The 14,603-nt window shown below is 62.4% G+C and carries 18 protein-coding genes; all 18 read right to left on the reverse strand.

Going from position 1 to position 14,603, the window contains the following annotated elements; genetic code table 11:
- Positions 1 to 3: 3 nt before the first annotated feature.
- Positions 4 to 603 (reverse strand): CheB methylesterase domain-containing protein, encoded by a 600-nt coding sequence (locus AC27E8_RS08090; RefSeq protein ID WP_487098817.1) that lies wholly within the window; start codon positions 601 to 603, stop codon positions 4 to 6.
- Complete coding sequence (locus AC27E8_RS08095; protein WP_487098816.1) at positions 600 to 1,487, reverse strand: AAA family ATPase; 888 nt, start codon at positions 1,485 to 1,487, stop codon at positions 600 to 602. The genes AC27E8_RS08090 and AC27E8_RS08095 overlap by 4 nt, the downstream gene beginning before the upstream one ends.
- A complete protein-coding gene (gene flhF / locus AC27E8_RS08100) occupies positions 1,480 to 2,625 on the reverse strand; it encodes a flagellar biosynthesis GTPase FlhF (RefSeq protein ID WP_487098815.1) in 1,146 nt (381 codons plus the stop codon). The genes AC27E8_RS08095 and flhF overlap by 8 nt, the downstream gene beginning before the upstream one ends.
- Positions 2,622 to 4,670 (reverse strand): flagellar biosynthesis protein FlhA, encoded by a 2,049-nt coding sequence (gene flhA, locus AC27E8_RS08105; RefSeq protein WP_487098814.1) that lies wholly within the window; start codon positions 4,668 to 4,670, stop codon positions 2,622 to 2,624. Before flhA ends, flhF begins: the two co-directional genes overlap by 4 nt.
- 6 nt (positions 4,671 to 4,676) lie before the next feature.
- Complete coding sequence (flhB, locus tag AC27E8_RS08110; RefSeq protein WP_487098813.1) at positions 4,677 to 5,762, reverse strand: flagellar biosynthesis protein FlhB; 1,086 nt, start codon at positions 5,760 to 5,762, stop codon at positions 4,677 to 4,679.
- Between the two features lie 3 nt (positions 5,763 to 5,765).
- Positions 5,766 to 6,542 carry a flagellar biosynthetic protein FliR gene (locus AC27E8_RS08115; RefSeq protein WP_487098812.1) on the reverse strand — a complete coding sequence of 259 codons (777 nt, stop codon included), beginning with the start codon at positions 6,540 to 6,542 and terminating at the stop codon, positions 5,766 to 5,768.
- Positions 6,543 to 6,812, reverse strand: a complete 270-nt coding sequence (gene fliQ, locus AC27E8_RS08120; RefSeq protein ID WP_008336530.1) for a flagellar biosynthesis protein FliQ — start codon at positions 6,810 to 6,812, stop codon at positions 6,543 to 6,545.
- Positions 6,813 to 6,829: 17 nt separating this feature from the next.
- A complete protein-coding gene (gene fliP / locus AC27E8_RS08125; RefSeq protein WP_487098811.1) occupies positions 6,830 to 7,648 on the reverse strand; it encodes a flagellar type III secretion system pore protein FliP in 819 nt (272 codons plus the stop codon).
- Positions 7,645 to 8,106 carry a FliO/MopB family protein gene (locus AC27E8_RS08130; protein WP_487098879.1) on the reverse strand — a complete coding sequence of 154 codons (462 nt, stop codon included), beginning with the start codon at positions 8,104 to 8,106 and terminating at the stop codon, positions 7,645 to 7,647. Before AC27E8_RS08130 ends, fliP begins: the two co-directional genes overlap by 4 nt.
- Positions 8,106 to 8,465 carry a response regulator gene (locus tag AC27E8_RS08135; RefSeq protein ID WP_008336526.1) on the reverse strand — a complete coding sequence of 120 codons (360 nt, stop codon included), beginning with the start codon at positions 8,463 to 8,465 and terminating at the stop codon, positions 8,106 to 8,108. Before AC27E8_RS08135 ends, AC27E8_RS08130 begins: the two co-directional genes overlap by 1 nt.
- A gap of 30 nt (positions 8,466 to 8,495) precedes the next feature.
- The gene (gene fliY, locus AC27E8_RS08140) at positions 8,496 to 9,629 is read right to left on the reverse strand and encodes a flagellar motor switch phosphatase FliY (RefSeq protein ID WP_487098810.1); all 1,134 of its coding nucleotides are present in this window, start codon (positions 9,627 to 9,629) and stop codon (positions 8,496 to 8,498) included.
- Complete coding sequence (fliM, locus tag AC27E8_RS08145; RefSeq protein WP_487098809.1) at positions 9,616 to 10,611, reverse strand: flagellar motor switch protein FliM; 996 nt, start codon at positions 10,609 to 10,611, stop codon at positions 9,616 to 9,618. Before fliM ends, fliY begins: the two co-directional genes overlap by 14 nt.
- A gap of 12 nt (positions 10,612 to 10,623) precedes the next feature.
- Positions 10,624 to 11,058: a flagellar basal body-associated FliL family protein gene (locus AC27E8_RS08150; protein WP_487098808.1), complete on the reverse strand. Its 435-nt coding sequence runs from the start codon at positions 11,056 to 11,058 to the stop codon at positions 10,624 to 10,626.
- Entirely contained in the window at positions 11,055 to 11,273 is a 219-nt protein-coding gene (locus AC27E8_RS08155; protein ID WP_014464154.1) for a flagellar FlbD family protein, read from the reverse strand. The genes AC27E8_RS08150 and AC27E8_RS08155 overlap by 4 nt, the downstream gene beginning before the upstream one ends.
- 45 nt (positions 11,274 to 11,318) lie before the next feature.
- Positions 11,319 to 12,383 carry a flagellar hook-basal body complex protein gene (locus tag AC27E8_RS08160; protein WP_487098807.1) on the reverse strand — a complete coding sequence of 355 codons (1,065 nt, stop codon included), beginning with the start codon at positions 12,381 to 12,383 and terminating at the stop codon, positions 11,319 to 11,321.
- 61 nt (positions 12,384 to 12,444) lie between these two features.
- Entirely contained in the window at positions 12,445 to 12,828 is a 384-nt protein-coding gene (locus AC27E8_RS08165; protein WP_487098806.1) for a hypothetical protein, read from the reverse strand.
- Complete coding sequence (locus AC27E8_RS08170) at positions 12,825 to 13,304, reverse strand: flagellar hook capping FlgD N-terminal domain-containing protein (RefSeq protein WP_487098805.1); 480 nt, start codon at positions 13,302 to 13,304, stop codon at positions 12,825 to 12,827. The genes AC27E8_RS08165 and AC27E8_RS08170 overlap by 4 nt, the downstream gene beginning before the upstream one ends.
- Before the next feature lie 11 nt (positions 13,305 to 13,315).
- Positions 13,316 to 14,572, reverse strand: a complete 1,257-nt coding sequence (locus tag AC27E8_RS08175) for a flagellar hook-length control protein FliK (RefSeq protein ID WP_487098878.1) — start codon at positions 14,570 to 14,572, stop codon at positions 13,316 to 13,318.
- Positions 14,573 to 14,603: the final 31 nt, after the last annotated feature.

The raw sequence follows: 14,603 nt of genomic DNA on the forward strand, positions 1-14,603 counted from the left end.
GTGTCACCTCCCGACCTGACACAAGTCGGCCAGACGATGGGCGATGGATCCGAGCGGGACAACCTCGTCCACCCATCCAGACTCTCTCGCGCGGCGCGGCATCCCGTCGACGACGGCCGTCTCCCGGGCCTCTGCAATGGCAAGGCCCCCAGATTCGCGAATCGCTCGGAGGCCGTCCACTCCATCTCGCCCCATGCCCGTGAGCAGCACCCCGATGGCTCGAATGCCGGGAAGGCAAGCCGCGCTCGAAAACAACGCGTCGATCGAAGGCAGGTAGCGGTCTGTGGGCGTCGGCGGCCGAACCCGGCAGCGAAGCTCGCCGCCGTCAAGCACGACCTCGGTAACCCTGCCGCCCGGCGCGACGTAGCAGTGTCCCGCTGTGACAGCCAGCCCGTCTCGCGCCTCGCGCACGGGCCAGGCACTCTCCCGATGAAGCCGCTCCGCAAACGGTGCTGTGAAGGTCGCGGGCAAATGTTGCGCAATCAGGACGGCGCATGCGTCGAGAAGCGGAAGTTCCCGTAAAATCGCGGTAACCGCAGCTGGGCCGCCCGTCGAAGCGCCCATCACGATGAGCTGCCGGATGCCGTGCGCGCCTTCGGTCATCGGGCCGCCCCCTCTCCGTTCACGCGATGCCCGCGCGAATGCACTCGTTCTCGAATCCAGCGGGCCAGTTGGCGATAACCTACGGCAGCGGGCGATCCCGGCACATGTTGGAGCAGCGGCCGTCGCGCCATGACGCTCGTCACCAGCGCCGGATCGTCCCGAATCATTCCCGCGTACGTCACCCGCATGTGCAGGAACTTCGCGGCCGCGTCCACAAGACGCGCGGCCGTGTCGTCAGCTTCCGCCTTGGACTTCGCTCGATTGACGACGAGCCACGGGTCCACACCGAGTCCCTTCGCGTGCATCCACTTCAAAAGCGCATATCCATCCGTGATGGCTGTGGGCTCCGGCGTGACCACGCAAATGGGATGCGCCCCCTGTCGCAACATCCGCTCCGCGAACGCGTGCACGCCCGGCGCGCAGTCCACGAGCACCCAGGCATACCTCGCCGAGACGCGCGCAATGCTTTGCCAAAGCCTGTCCCAGCCGCTTCCGCCCACGTCGTCGAAAAACCTCCCACTCCCGCCTGCCAGAACGTCCACGTGCGGCCTGGGCGCCAGCAGGGCTTCCTCCAGCGGCGCGCCCGCGGCGACGTCGCAGAGGGTCAGCACGGGCGTCGAGTCAAACAGAATCTCCACGTCGGCGAAACCCGCATCCGCGTCAATGAGGAGCACCCGCATGGCGTCTTCCGCGAACGCGATCGCCAGGTTGACGCACAGGTTCGACTTTCCGACCCCCCCTTTTCCGCTCATGATGGCAAACACGGGCGCAGACCCAAAACCCGCCTCGCGGCCGACAGGCTGGGATGAAGTGTCAGGGGCAACCTGTTGTTCTTTCCGCCAGAGCGACATCTGCTCTCGGAGGCGCGACGCCTGATCAGCCATGGCCATGAGCCTCCTTCCACGGCGTCAACAGGTCCGACACCGACAGGATGTCGATGTCGTCCGGGACATTCTGGCCGGTGGTCACATAGGCGATGGGCAACTGGCACATGGCCACAAGACTTGGGATCATGCCGACGGATGAGGTCTCATCCAGCTTTGTGAAGATGAACTTGTCCACGCTCAGCGGTTTCGCCATGTCAGCAACTTTCAGCGCGTCGGCTGGCTTCGTGGCGAGCGAGACGACGAGCAGCACCTCATCCGCCTCGATGGGCGCGAGCATGCGCTTGGTCTGCTCGATGGAAGCCGGGTTCAAAAAGTTTCTTCCCGCGGTGTCCACGAGGACGAGATCGCACGACGAAAGGGCGGCCAGGGCAGAAGGCACATCCTCTGGTTCATCCGCAATCGCAATCGGCACGTTCAGGATGTCCGCATACGTCTTCAGCTGCTCCACCGCCGCAATGCGAAACGTGTCCGTGGTCAAGAGGCCGACGCGGCGCTTACCGGCGAGGACGTGCAGTGCGGCAATTTTGGCGATGGTCGTCGTCTTTCCCACGCCAGTCGGACCCACGAAGGCGACCATGCGACTGTCCCGCCGAATGGGTGCAGGATGGGCGAGTGCCCCAAGATCGGATTGAATCGCTTCGATGAGCGCTGCCGCGAGAGCCGGACGGTCCCCCGGCGCGACGGGGTGACCGAGCGCCATGCGCGCCCACCGATCCGCCAGGACCGCGTCGACACCTTCTGCCTGCAGGAAGGTGCGCCAGCGTTGCAGTGGGTCGTGTTCACCGCCCGATGGCGCGTCACCCCGCTGTTTCACCTCGGCGAGCATTTGCTTGATCTCGGCGATCTCACTCGCAAGCTGAGACCACACCTCCGGAGCCGGCGACGCGGACGAACGTTCCCCCGCGGATCCCGACATCGCCATCCTCAGGGCTTGCCCGAAGCTCGCCCCAGCCGTCGCAGCGAGCTCCTCTTTTGCAGCTGCCATCACCTCGATGCGGCGCTCGGATCGAAGGCCGAGCCACTTGCGCACGCGAATATTCCGCGTGCTCAGGATGACCGCATCTTGGCCGAGTTCCCGCCGGATGGACGCGACGGCCTCAGGCATGTCCTTGACCACATAACGGCGCACGATCACGTCACATTCACCACGCCTCCGCTATGAATCGAGATGGACGGATCCAATTCGGCAAACGACAAGACAGGCAAATCCGGCACGTAGCGGCGAACCAAGCGGCTCAGTGGCAGCCGCAGCCGAGGATGCACCAGAAGGACAGGGGATTTTCCTGTGCCTTGGAGCTCGGTCCACTGTTCTTTGAGCCTGCGGAACAAAGCCTGCGCCCTTTGAGGCTCCAGGCCGATGGACAACGCGCCGCCCTGTTCCACCACGGCCTGCTGCATCTCTCGCTCGAGCGCCGGATCGAACGTCAGAACCGTGAGCCCGTCTTCGCCCTGCAGGTATTGCGCGCAGATGTGGCGCGCCAAACGCTGGCGGACTTTCTCGGTGAGTTGATCCACATCCTGCGTCTGCCGACCCGCGTCGGCCAGCGCCTCGAGGATGGTCACCAGATCGCGAATCGGAACGCCTTCTTCGAGCAGGTTGCAGAGCACGCGCTGAATGTGCCCAAGCGACAGCGTCCCGGGATACACGTCTTCGACCACGGCGGGATGCGTCTGCTTGAGATGATCCAGCAGTTCCTTCACTTGCTGGCGGCCGAGCAGCTCGTGCGCGTGGCGCCGAAGCACCTCCGTGAGGTGCGTCGCCATGACAGAGGGCGGATCGACGACGGTATACCCGCTCGCCTCGGCGCGCAACTTCATGTCGCCGGTCACCCAGAGCGCGGGTAGGCCGAACGTGGGATCTCGGGTCGGAATGCCCTTGATCTCCGGATTGTCGATCCCGGGGCTCAGCGCGAGCCAGTGTCCCATGAGGATTTCGCCTCGCGCGACTTCAACCCCTTTCAACTTGATCACGTATTGCGTGGGCTTGAGGAGCACGTTGTCCCGCATGCGCACCATGGGCAGGACGACGCCCAGGTCCGTGGCGAGCTGCCTGCGAATCATGGCCACGCGCTCCATGAAATCGCCGCCCTGCCGCGCGTCCACCAGCGGGATGAGGCCATACCCAAATTCGAACTCAACCGGCTCCACCGTGATGAGTTGATAGACGTTCTCGGGCTTCTTCGCCTCGGACCGCTTCTGCCGGGCCTTCTCCTCTTCTTCCCGCTTCCGCTGCTGCGCCCGGCTTCGCTCGGCCCGCCGAGCCATCAAGGTCGCGCCGCCGGCAATGGGGATGACCGGCAAGATTCCGATGGGCGTGATGAGGCCGAGCAACAAGAGGGCGCCGCTCACCACATACAGGGCCCGGGCGTAGCCAAACACCTGCTTGACCACGTCCGCGCCCATATTTTGGTCCGTGGCTGCGCGAGACACCATGAGCCCGGTGGCGGTCGACAGGAGGAGGGCCGGAATCTGGCTCACGAGGCCGTCGCCCACAGAGAGCATCGTGTACGTGTGCAGCGCTTGGCTGAACGAGTCGTGCTGCATCGCGACGCCGATGATGAGCCCCGCGACGACATTGATGACCACGATGACCATGGACGCGATCGCGTCGCCCTTGACAAACTTGGAGGCGCCGTCCATCGCTCCGTAAAAGTCGGCCTCCTGCTGGATCTTCTCGCGCCGCCTGCGCGCCTCGGCCTCCTGAATGAGTCCGGCGTTGAGATCCGCGTCAATGGCGAGCTGTTTCCCTGGCATCGCGTCGAGCGTGAAGCGGGCCGCCACCTCCGCCACGCGCTCCGCCCCGCGCGTGATGACGACATACTGCACAATGATAATGATGAGAAACACGATAAATCCGACGACCGGGTTGTTCCCGATGACAAAGTTCCCGAACGTCTGAATGACCGCCCCCGCGTTGCCCTGGCTCAGGATGAGCCGCGTCGTCGAGATGTTCAGCGACAGCCGATACAGCGTGGTGACCAGGAGCAGGGACGGAAAAATGGAAAACTCGAGCGGCTCGGCCGTGTTCATGGCGACGAGCAGAATGGTCATGGACACGAACATGTTGAACAGAATCAGCACGTCCAACAGCGGGCGCGGGATGGGAATCACGATCATCACGATGGTCCAAAGGACAAACAGCATGACCATCAGATCGGTCCGCTTCAACCACTTGGCCATCGCCCGTCACCTCCGCCCTTTTGCTCGCATGCGGTACACATACGCGAGCACTTCCGCAACCGCCTGATACAGATCGGGCGGGATCTCTTGACCGATGTCGACCGTTCGATACAGCGCCTGAGCGAGGGGTGGATTCTCCACAAGCGGTACTTGATGCTCTTCGGCCCTCCTGCGGATCTCTTGCGCGACGAAGTCGGCTCCTTTTGCCACCACCTGCGGCGCGTTCATCTTGTCGCTCTGGTAAACCAGGGCCACCGCATAGTGTGTCGGGTTCGTAATCACGACGTCCGCCTTGGCGACGTTCTGCATCATGCGCCTGGAAGCAATCTGGCGGGCGCGCCGGCGCACGGCGGACTTGAGGAGCGGATTGCCTTCCGTCTCCTTGAGTTCGTCTTTTAGCTCCTGCTTGGACATGCGAAGGCTGCGCTCCAGGCTGTAACGTTGATACGCGTAGTCGATGGCAGCGATGGCGACCATCGCGCACGCGACGCGAATCGCGAGGTTGAAGACAGCGCGGCCGAGGATCCCTGGCACGGCATCGAGTTCCACCGCGGAAAGATTGACCATCTGATGGGCGAGCGATGTCAGGGACGTGTACGCGACACCCACCACGGCCGCGAGCTTGAGCAGCGACTTGAGCGCTTCAAGCGCCCCTTGCAGGCTCGCGATCCGACGCAAGCCCGTCGCAGGCGAGATGCGCTTCAAGTCTGGCAGCAGAAGCTGCGGGACAAACATCGGTCGAACCTGCATCAGCGCCGCGGCCAGTCCAATCACGGCAGCCACCGCGGCGATGGGCAACATCATGTGTGCAGCAGCCACGACCTGGGCTGCCATCAAGGCGCGAACACTTTCGACCGTCCACGACTTCGGGGTAGAGCCGCCGAGATCGCGCTGAATCAGGTTTTCCCATTCGCCCCACACCGCGGGGCCAAGGATGCGAAGCGCCACAAGCACCGCCGCAAATGCCACAGCCGAAGTCAGCTCGGGGCTGCGGGCCACGCGACCTTCCTTCCGTGCTTCCTGGCGCCGCCTGGGCGTCGCCCGTTCGGTGCGTTCACCCGCGGCGAATCGCTGGAGTTGCAGCGTACGCATCCTTCACCCTCCGATTAGGCGCATGACACTTTGCAGATTCAGAAACACGACGTTCAGTAACTGACGGAACAAACCCACGGTCACCGGTAGGGCGACCGCGAACGAGGCGAGCCCGATGAAGAGCTTGGCGGGCAACTCGACCACAAAAGCGTTCATCTGCGGCACGGCGCGCGCAAGAAGCGCGAACGTGACGTCGCACAAAAACAGGCTGGCAAACACAGGCAGGGCCACGTCGACACCCATGAGCATGACGGTGCCCATGGTCTGAGCACAGAGCGTCATCCAGTCCTTTGGAAGGTGCCAATCCGCGATGGGGATGAGCCGGAAGGACTCGAGGACGGCGCTCGATAGCCCGCCAAGCCCCCCCATGCCGATGAACAACAGAGAAAACCACACGTTGTACACGCTGCTGAACACGCCTGCCTGCTGCCCGAATCCCGGCATGGCGAGATCGGCGACCGCCATGCCGATTTGAAGATCGACCAGTTGGCCCGCGATGTTGATGGTGTTGAAAATCCACGTGGCCACAAAACCCAACACGACCCCGACGACCGCCTCGAGCGCGAAGTCGACGACAAACGCCCCCGGTTGGGTCGCAATGTCGGGAACCAAAGCATGGACTGAAGGCACCGCGAATGCAGCCAGCGCCAGGGCAAGCGCCACTTTGGCGAGATTCGGCCAATAGGCGCTGGACAAAATGGGCGCAGCGAGGATGAACCCGCTGGTTCTCGCGGCCATGAGCAAAAACAAGTTCACATGTTCGAGGATGTCGTTCACCATTCACATCACGTACTGCATCAGGTTGCCGAGTATGGAGTTCGTAAAATCGATGAGGTTTTGCAACATCCACGGTCCGAAGGCCAGGAGCGCGATCACGACCGCGATAATCTTCGGAATGAACGCCAGCGTCTGCTCCTGAAGCTGTGTCGTCGCCTGAAAAATGCTTACTACCAGTCCCATGGCCAATCCGAGAAGAAGGACTGGCGCCGTAATCTTGACGACGAGCCACATCACCTGGGCCGCAAGGCCAATCACGTAGGTATCGGTCATCGGGCTTCCTCCCTGCGCTATGAGGCGTAGCCGGCGAGCAGCGATTTGACGACGAGGTACCAGCCGTTGACCATCACAAATAACAGCACCTTGAACGGTAACGAGATCATGACAGGCGGCAACATCATCATGCCCATGGACATGAGCGTCGTGGACACGACGAGATCAATCACCAGAAACGGAAGATAGATCATGAACCCGATTTGGAACGCCGTCTGCAACTCGCTGAGGGTGAACGCCGGCACCAACGCAGACATCGCGATGCTTTCAGGGTGGCGCTCCATCCCGGGGGTCAACGTCTCGTGGCGATAGGCGAGGAAGAGTTCCAGATCCTCTGTCCTCGTCTGCTTGGCCATGAAGACCTTGAAGGGCGCTTCCGCCCGCTCGATGGCGACCGTTTGCGAGATCTGCCCGCGAAGGTAGGGCTGAAGCGCCTGTGTATTGGCCTGTTGCAGCGTCGGTTGCATGACGAACAACGTGATAAACAGCGCAAGCCCGACCAACACCTGGTTGGGGGGCGACGTCTGCAGCGACAACGCGTTGCGCACAAACGACAAGACCACAATCACGCGAGTGAAACAGGTCATCAGGATGAGCGCTGCGGGTGCCAACGTGAGCGCGGTCAGCAAAAGCACGATCTTCACCGTGTTGGCCACCGCTGTGGGTCCGGAGCCTCCGACGGAGACGCTCACCCCGGGTATCGCAGGTGCGGTCGGCGAAGTTTGCGCGTGCACAAACGGCGGATGCCAACCTAAGACGAAGACCGCCATCCCCAGAGCCACTCCGACCGCGCCCGCGAGGCACCGTCCCCGGCCATCCCGGCCTTTGCTCCTCATTCCTCCCGCCGCCTTTCTCTCAATCGGTCCAAGGCCTCCCGCAGTGCGGCGGAAAAGCCGTCCGGATCCTCCGCAAGCGCCTCTTGAACATGCGGATACTCGTCCGTGACGTCCGCCAAGAGGCGAACGTCCTCGCCGACGCCGATGAGATACAGCTTCGCGCCCACACGCACGACTTGCACCGACTTGTTCGGCGCCACCTGGCGCGCAGCCACCACCTCGATATGTCCTCGGGCCGAGACTCCTGCGCGCCTGCCGAGCACTCGGAACAAAAACGCGATGAGGAGGAGAATGACCGCGAGCGCCACCACCAGCTGGATGTACGCCCACACGCCGCTGCCCGCCGCAAGCGGTTCATCTTTCGCCGCCCATATGGTTTGCGGGATCATCAGGATGAGCGCGCACGCTACCGCGCTCCCCACGCTCTGGGCCGCGGACCATCGTCCCATGGAGCGCATCACCGGAGCGCCTTCTGCACCGCTTCGACGACGCGATCGGCCTGAAACGGCTTGACGATAAAATCCTTGGCCCCCGCCTGAATGGCCTCGATGACCATCGCCTGCTGCCCCATCGCAGAGCAGACGATAATGCGCGCGTTCGGGTCGATTTGCCGAATGCGCTTGATGGCTTCAATCCCGTCGACCTCCGGCATCGTGATATCCATGGTGACAAGGTCCGGGCGGAGCTCTTGATAACGCTCGACGGCCTGCGCCCCGTCAGCCGCCTCTCCCACCACGACGTGCCCGTTCTTGGTCAGGATGTCTTTGATCATCATCCGCATGAAGGCGGCGTCATCCACCACCAGAATGTTTGCCATGGCCCATGCCTCCCACCAGGTGTATTTCGCTCAGGGCAGCGGGTCAATCCGTTTATCCGCCTGCACAATATCGGTGACGCGCACACCGAAGTTTTCGTCGATCACGACCACCTCGCCGATCGCGATCTTCTTTTGGTTCACGTAGATATCCACCGGTTCACCCGCAAGCTTGTCCAATTCCAAAATCGAACCGGGAGCAAGTTCCAGAATCTCGCGAATGAGTTTCTTGGCGCGCCCGAGTTCCACGGTCACGTTGAGCGGCACGTCGTATAGCAGCGACAGATTGGCCACCGGTCGCCCGTCGCGCGGCTTCGTCTCGTCGTCGAACTCTGCAAAAACCGGACGCTTGACGGCGACGCTCGGCGCTTCGTCCGCTTGTGCGCGATTCGAGGACTGTGCATCGTCGCGCGGCTCAGTTCCGGCGGAATCTGCGGCAACGCTGTCGCGCCCCTCACCGGCTTGCCGAGCCTCGGGCGCCGTCGCGTTCGTATGTACTTGCATAGACCGCACCAATTCGCGTGCGAACGGAACGGGCATCAGCTGCATGATGTGCGAATCGATGAGGTCGTGCACATACAGGCGAAACTCGACGTTGACGAGTTCCTCCGCAGGCCCAAAGGCCGCCTGCGCTTCGTCCGGCGTGAACGTCACCACCCTGACGGAGGGCGGAGAGATGTTGATGTACCGGCCGAACAGCTGGCTCATGGCCGTGGCCGCACTGCCCATCATCTGATTCATCGCTTCGCCTACGGCGCTGAGTTCCAGATCGCCAAGGTCGCCGCTTGAGTCGTCCGGCTCCCGCCCCATCATGAGATCCGCAATACGTCTTGCGTCCTCAATTTCGATGGCGAGCGCATTCGTGCCTTGCAGCCCTTCGGTAAAATCCACCTGCACTAACACGTACGGCGTCGGGAACCGGCTCTCCACCTCGGAGCGCGGAAGGATGCTCACAACGGGCGTCGTGATATCCACCCGACGGCCGAGCAGGGACGAAAGCGAAGTGGCGGCCGATCCGAAGCAGATGTTTCCTATTTCCCCCAAGACGTCGATCTCGTCCTCTGTCAGCTGCGCCTTCCTGCCACTCGCGGCCGCCTGTTCAGCCGCCCCAGCGCGCAGCAGGGCGTCGATCTCGTCCTGAGACAGTTTCATGTCATCGTCCACCATCGACATCCGCCTCCCACTGGCCCACGATCTTCACCGCGTACATGCGGTTTCGCTTCCCAACGCTCGCCCAGAACGCAGGTCTCCCATCCACGTAGACGACGGCCGGATCGCGAATGGTTTGCCGCAGCACGATGGTATCGCCCTCGCATAGGTCGAGGATCTCCCGAACGGTCAACTCGGCCTGCCCGACTTCCACCCGAACGTCCACAGGAACGCTCAAAAGCTTGGCGCGCAGTTCGTCATTTACCTGCCGCCTGCCGCTATGAAACGCCGGATCCATGTAATACCGATTGCTCAGCTTGGACAGAACCGGTTCGATGGTCACGTGCGGAATGCACAGATTGACCAGCCCCGTCGTTTCACCCACGCGGACGCTGATGGTCACCACGAGCACCGTCTCATTGGGCGTGGTGAGTTGCAGGAACTGCGGGTTGCTCTCGAGCGACACAAACTGGGGATCGAGGTCGATCACGCTCTTCCAAGCCTCGGCCAGGATGGTCGGCACATGTTCAAACAACCGGCGAAACAGGGAAACTTCGATGTCTGTCAGCTCTCGCACGCGATACGGTCCCGCGCTGTCGCCGCCCATGTACTTGTCCAGCATGGCGAACACGACTTGCGGATTCATCTCCATCACCATGCGACCCTCGAGAGGGTGCATATCGTAAACCTGCAGGACGGTGAGCGGCGGAATGGAACGAATGAACTCGTCATACGGAACCTGGTCGACCGACTCCACCTGAATCTGCGGCACCGACCTCAGTTGCCCCGAGAGCTGGCTCGTCAGCAGCCGGCAAAAGTGTTCGTGCATGCGCCGCAGCACGCGGAGATGGTCCTTCGAAAACCGCATCGCGCGCCGAAAATCGTAGACCCTCACCCGCGGATGGGCGTTCGCCCGTTGCTCGGCTTCGGGATCGATCTCGCCCGTCCGAATCGCGTAGAGCAGGGCATCGATTTCAGACTGGGATAGGACCTCGGACAACGTCTCACCTCCTCACTGCACCAGGACTTGCGAAAGATATACCGCCGTGACTTTTCCCGCCGGAAGCAGGCGGTTAATCTGGCTCACGATGGTCGCCTTCAGGCGGTTCAAACCGGCGTCGGTGCGAAGTTCGTCCGACGTGAACTCGCGCATGATGCCGTTCACCGCGTCCGAAATCTGCGGCTCCATCAGGTTCAGCTCGTTCTTCGTACTCTTGGAATCCGCCTGCAAGGTCAGCGTGAATTGAATGATCCCGCTTCCGGCCAGGTTGGTGGTCATCTGGGGCAAGGTGACCTGAAGATCCGCCATCTGTTTCGCGGAGAGCTTGGGCGGAGCGCCGCCTGCAGCGTGATGCTTCTTGGAATACAGCAAATAGCCGATGGCCGCTCCGGCGATCACCACGATGCCGAGAACGATCATCAGCATCGTCCGCACAGCCTTCTTCATGCCCCGCCCTCCTCATCGCGCACGGGCGCCGCAACGAGGCCAATCCGCCGGTACACCTCGATCATCTTTGACGCAATGGTCTCCGGATCCTCCAAGACCACGTACTTATGTCCGTTGGTCAGCGTCACCACGGAGTCCGGCGTCCCTTCGACCAACTCGATATGCAGCGGATTGAGCCAAACGACGGTCCCATTTAATCGCGTCAAAGCAATCATGCGCGCATCTCCCTGGGGCGCGGCATGGCCGCGCCCTCACTCGCTTCACGAGTTCTTCATGTTGACAAGCGCCTGCAGGATGGCGTTGTCGGTGCCAATCATGTGCGTGTTCGCCACGTACGCGTTCTGCGCGACGATCATTTCTGCGAACTGCTGCGACAAGTCGACGTTCGAACCCTCCAGTTCGCCGGACGCGAGCGTGCCGTACGTCCCCTGCCCTGGTGTCCAATAGGTCGGCTGACCAGCCGCCGGGCTCGACGCGCTGAACAGGTTGTCGCCCACGCTCACGAGCCCTTGCGGATTCGGAACCTGGGCGAGGGCGAGGTAACCGAGCACTTCGGTATAGGTCGTCGGCCCGCTCGACGTGGAAGTTCCAGTAGTCCCCGAAGAGTTTCCCGAAGATGGAGTGTACGTAAACGTCGCGGTGATCGCACCGTTCGACCCGATGCTCACATTCGACACCTGGACCTGAGAAGCAGTTGCCGAACTGGCCGATGACACGTTTTTTTGCACCCAGTCCAGAGCCCATTGCGCCACGTTGACTTGCTTCGACGGAGGACTCGTCGACGCGGTTGAGGGCGGAGGAGGCGACGTCGAACTAGAAGTCGACCCAGAACCGGACGAACCAGAAGACGACGATCCAGAAGACGAAGAACCTGAGGTCGTCTCATACCCTTCGGCAACCACCCCGTTCGGCAGCACGAGGTTGCCCGCGCTGTCCACCGAGAAGTTCCCGGCCCGGGTCAGATACGTGTTCGTCCCATCCGTCACGACAAAGAACCCGTTGCCCTGAATGGCGACGTTCGTCGGAACGCCCGTGGTCTCGTCCGGACCCTGCGACATGTCCATCTGGGTCGCCGCCACCTGCACGCCGAGCCCCACCTGCTCCGGGTTCGTTCCGCCGAGGCCTGTCGTGGCACTGGAACCGCCCGTGCCCGGCGCCGTTCCGGCCGTGCCCAAGGACATCGTCTGGCTTAGTAGATCTGCGAATTGCACATCTGATTGCTTAAATCCCACCGTCTCGACGTTCGCGATGTTGTTGCCCACCACGTCGAGATCCGTCTGAAAGGCCTGCATGCCTGAGATGGCCGAATTCATGGAACGAAGCATGTCAAGTTCCCTCCAATCGCGCCGTCCCCCGGAGTTCGGTCGGTCCCTCCGGGCAGGCCTCCTAGCGGTCCGGCCTGGACACAAAGACGACGCTGTCAATTTGGGTGACAATAGGATGTTCCTCGTGCTTCAAGGCGGTCACCAACGTTCGCGACGGCAGGTGCACCACAAAACCGACATCTCCCATCACCATGTAGGCGTCCCGCGCGCCCTTCGATTCGGCCTGTTTGGCCGCCTGCTCCATCGCCCGCCAATCCGCGGAAGTCAGCGAGATGCCGCGCTCCTCCATGCGATGCGTGGCGTGCTGACTCACGCGCCAGGAGGCAAGGGCGTCCTGCATCACTTGTCCGAAGGAGCCAGGTTCGCGGCGCTGCGCCGAAGTTTGTGCGCTTCCATGGATCGAAAGATTGGCACCCAGCCATGCCGAGGAAACCGGATCGATCACGCCATGCCAACCACCTGAGTCAACGGATACGAAGTTCCATTGACGACGATTTGAGGTGTGCCTTGATTCATCGTCACGGACGACACCGTTCCCTGAACCTGATTCCCACTCGCGTCCTGGACCGTGACCGACGCCCCAATGAGGCTGTGCGCCATCAGCAGGCTCATCTCGCTCTCCAAGTTTTGGACAGCGTTCAGAACCTGCGCATCGGTCTGTGCCACCTGAGTCATCTCCTCGAGGGCGCTGAACTGCGCCAACTGCGCGAGCATCTGCGTGTTATCGACGGGATCGAGCGGATCCTGATTTTGCAACTGCGTGACCAAAAGCTGCATGAAGTCGTTCTCGTTCAGCGAGTTCATCCCGGTCTGTGAAGCGTTGCCACTGGAAGAACTCGTGGTCCCGCTCTGCGCGGCCGTCTGCGCGCTGGACAAACCGTTTACAGGTGTGCTGAGAGACGAAGTTGGGTTGACCGACACAATCCCCCTCCTCACGCATAGAGATTGATGAGCGACATCGGGTATTCGCCCTCGGCTCCATACCCCGCGCGCGCCAGGCGGCTGGAACTGAGGGTCCCGGCGCCCGCGGTTCCCCCCACCGAACCGCCGCCTCGATCTCGTTGCCGCTCCCCGCCTCCCGCTTCCCCAGCGTCCGTCGCCAATCCGACGCTCACGTCGCGGACGGACAAGCCGCCCTGCGCCATCTGTTGCATCAACGTCGGAAGCTGCGCGGCCAACAGGTTCGCGCTTGCGGCGGTCGAAGCCACAAGCTGGATCTGGAGACCTTCGTCGCCGTGGTGGACAATCACTTTCATGGATCCCAACTCTTTGGGTTCGAGCGCCACGGTCAACGTCTTCGGGTCGGCGCCCTCCGTCGACGTCACCCACGCTCGCAGATCCTCGCCCAGCGAGCCGAGCGTTGACGTCACCGATGCTCGAATGTCGGATTTCGCGACGTCGCTCCGTTGTGCGTATTGATCAACCGATTCAATGACCGGCGCCGCGACCGACGCGCGCAATTCGTTTATCGCCGCCGAGTGGGAAGTCGTCTCGCCGCTCGAAGACGATATCGGACGCTCGGTTCGCCCATGGGTCCGTTCCGGTTTCGCCATGGCGTCGTTTCCAAGGAGCACGCGGTTTGATTCGACGCTGACCTCGGAGCCGCTCGTGCCTCTCACACTTGACGCCCCGACGTGATCGACCGACACGCGTGCCACGCGCTGGACGCCGCGTGTGGCGACACTTGCGTGCGGATCCGCCTGGCGAGTAGCCTGGGGAGTACGTTGCCCGGCCGCTGTCTCCTGCGCCTTTTCAGCCATCTGTGCGGTTCGGGCGGAATGCACCCATGCCCCGCGGTCACGCGGATTCAAAAGTCGATCGGCCACCTGAGCCGTACCCTTCGCGCCTCCGTCCGCCCGTTGGATGCCATCCGAAGGAGTGGCTGTCGCATACGGCCGGTACACCATCGCCCATCCCTGAGAGAGCATGCGCTCGGTGCTCACATCGCCTGGCGCACGGACAAGCGATGTTTCCGCTGCAGAAGGCGTTTCGGCGCGCTCCGCCGGGGATTCTTGCACCTCCCCCTTTGCGTTCGCTGCCGCGTGCCCGTCCGTGCGGTACAGCGCCCCGGCCTGCGCAAAGATAGCTGCCCAAACCTCGGACAGGTCCTGCTCATGCTTACCTTTCGCCGCGGGTTTTTTGCCTCCATCGTCTGCGTTCGCCTGGGCCAGTGCTCCGGTCACTCGCATCACGTCCACAGATTCACCTCCTTTCTGGAGT

It is taken from the genome of Alicyclobacillus sp. CIJ1 (assembly GCF_057538885.1).

What these genes read in the sequence shown, in the direction of transcription:
- AC27E8_RS08090 (WP_487098817.1), bottom strand. Translation starts at nt 603, where the DNA reads ATGACCGAAGGCGCGCACGGCATCCGGCAGCTCATCGTGATGGGCGCT.
- AC27E8_RS08095 (WP_487098816.1), bottom strand. Translation starts at nt 1,487, where the DNA reads ATGGCTGATCAGGCGTCGCGCCTCCGAGAGCAGATGTCGCTCTGGCGG.
- flhA (WP_487098814.1), bottom strand. Translation starts at nt 4,670, where the DNA reads ATGGCCAAGTGGTTGAAGCGGACCGATCTGATGGTCATGCTGTTTGTC.
- flhB (WP_487098813.1), bottom strand. Translation starts at nt 5,762, where the DNA reads ATGCGTACGCTGCAACTCCAGCGATTCGCCGCGGGTGAACGCACCGAA.
- AC27E8_RS08115 (WP_487098812.1), bottom strand. Translation starts at nt 6,542, where the DNA reads ATGGTGAACGACATCCTCGAACATGTGAACTTGTTTTTGCTCATGGCC.
- fliQ (WP_008336530.1), bottom strand. Translation starts at nt 6,812, where the DNA reads ATGACCGATACCTACGTGATTGGCCTTGCGGCCCAGGTGATGTGGCTC.
- fliP (WP_487098811.1), bottom strand. Translation starts at nt 7,648, where the DNA reads ATGAGGAGCAAAGGCCGGGATGGCCGGGGACGGTGCCTCGCGGGCGCG.
- AC27E8_RS08130 (WP_487098879.1), bottom strand. Translation starts at nt 8,106, where the DNA reads ATGCGCTCCATGGGACGATGGTCCGCGGCCCAGAGCGTGGGGAGCGCG.
- AC27E8_RS08135 (WP_008336526.1), bottom strand. Translation starts at nt 8,465, where the DNA reads ATGGCAAACATTCTGGTGGTGGATGACGCCGCCTTCATGCGGATGATG.
- fliY (WP_487098810.1), bottom strand. Translation starts at nt 9,629, where the DNA reads ATGGTGGACGATGACATGAAACTGTCTCAGGACGAGATCGACGCCCTG.
- AC27E8_RS08150 (WP_487098808.1), bottom strand. Translation starts at nt 11,058, where the DNA reads ATGAAGAAGGCTGTGCGGACGATGCTGATGATCGTTCTCGGCATCGTG.
- AC27E8_RS08155 (WP_014464154.1), bottom strand. Translation starts at nt 11,273, where the DNA reads ATGATTGCTTTGACGCGATTAAATGGGACCGTCGTTTGGCTCAATCCG.
- AC27E8_RS08160 (WP_487098807.1), bottom strand. Translation starts at nt 12,383, where the DNA reads ATGCTTCGTTCCATGAATTCGGCCATCTCAGGCATGCAGGCCTTTCAG.
- AC27E8_RS08175 (WP_487098878.1), bottom strand. Translation starts at nt 14,572, where the DNA reads ATGCGAGTGACCGGAGCACTGGCCCAGGCGAACGCAGACGATGGAGGC.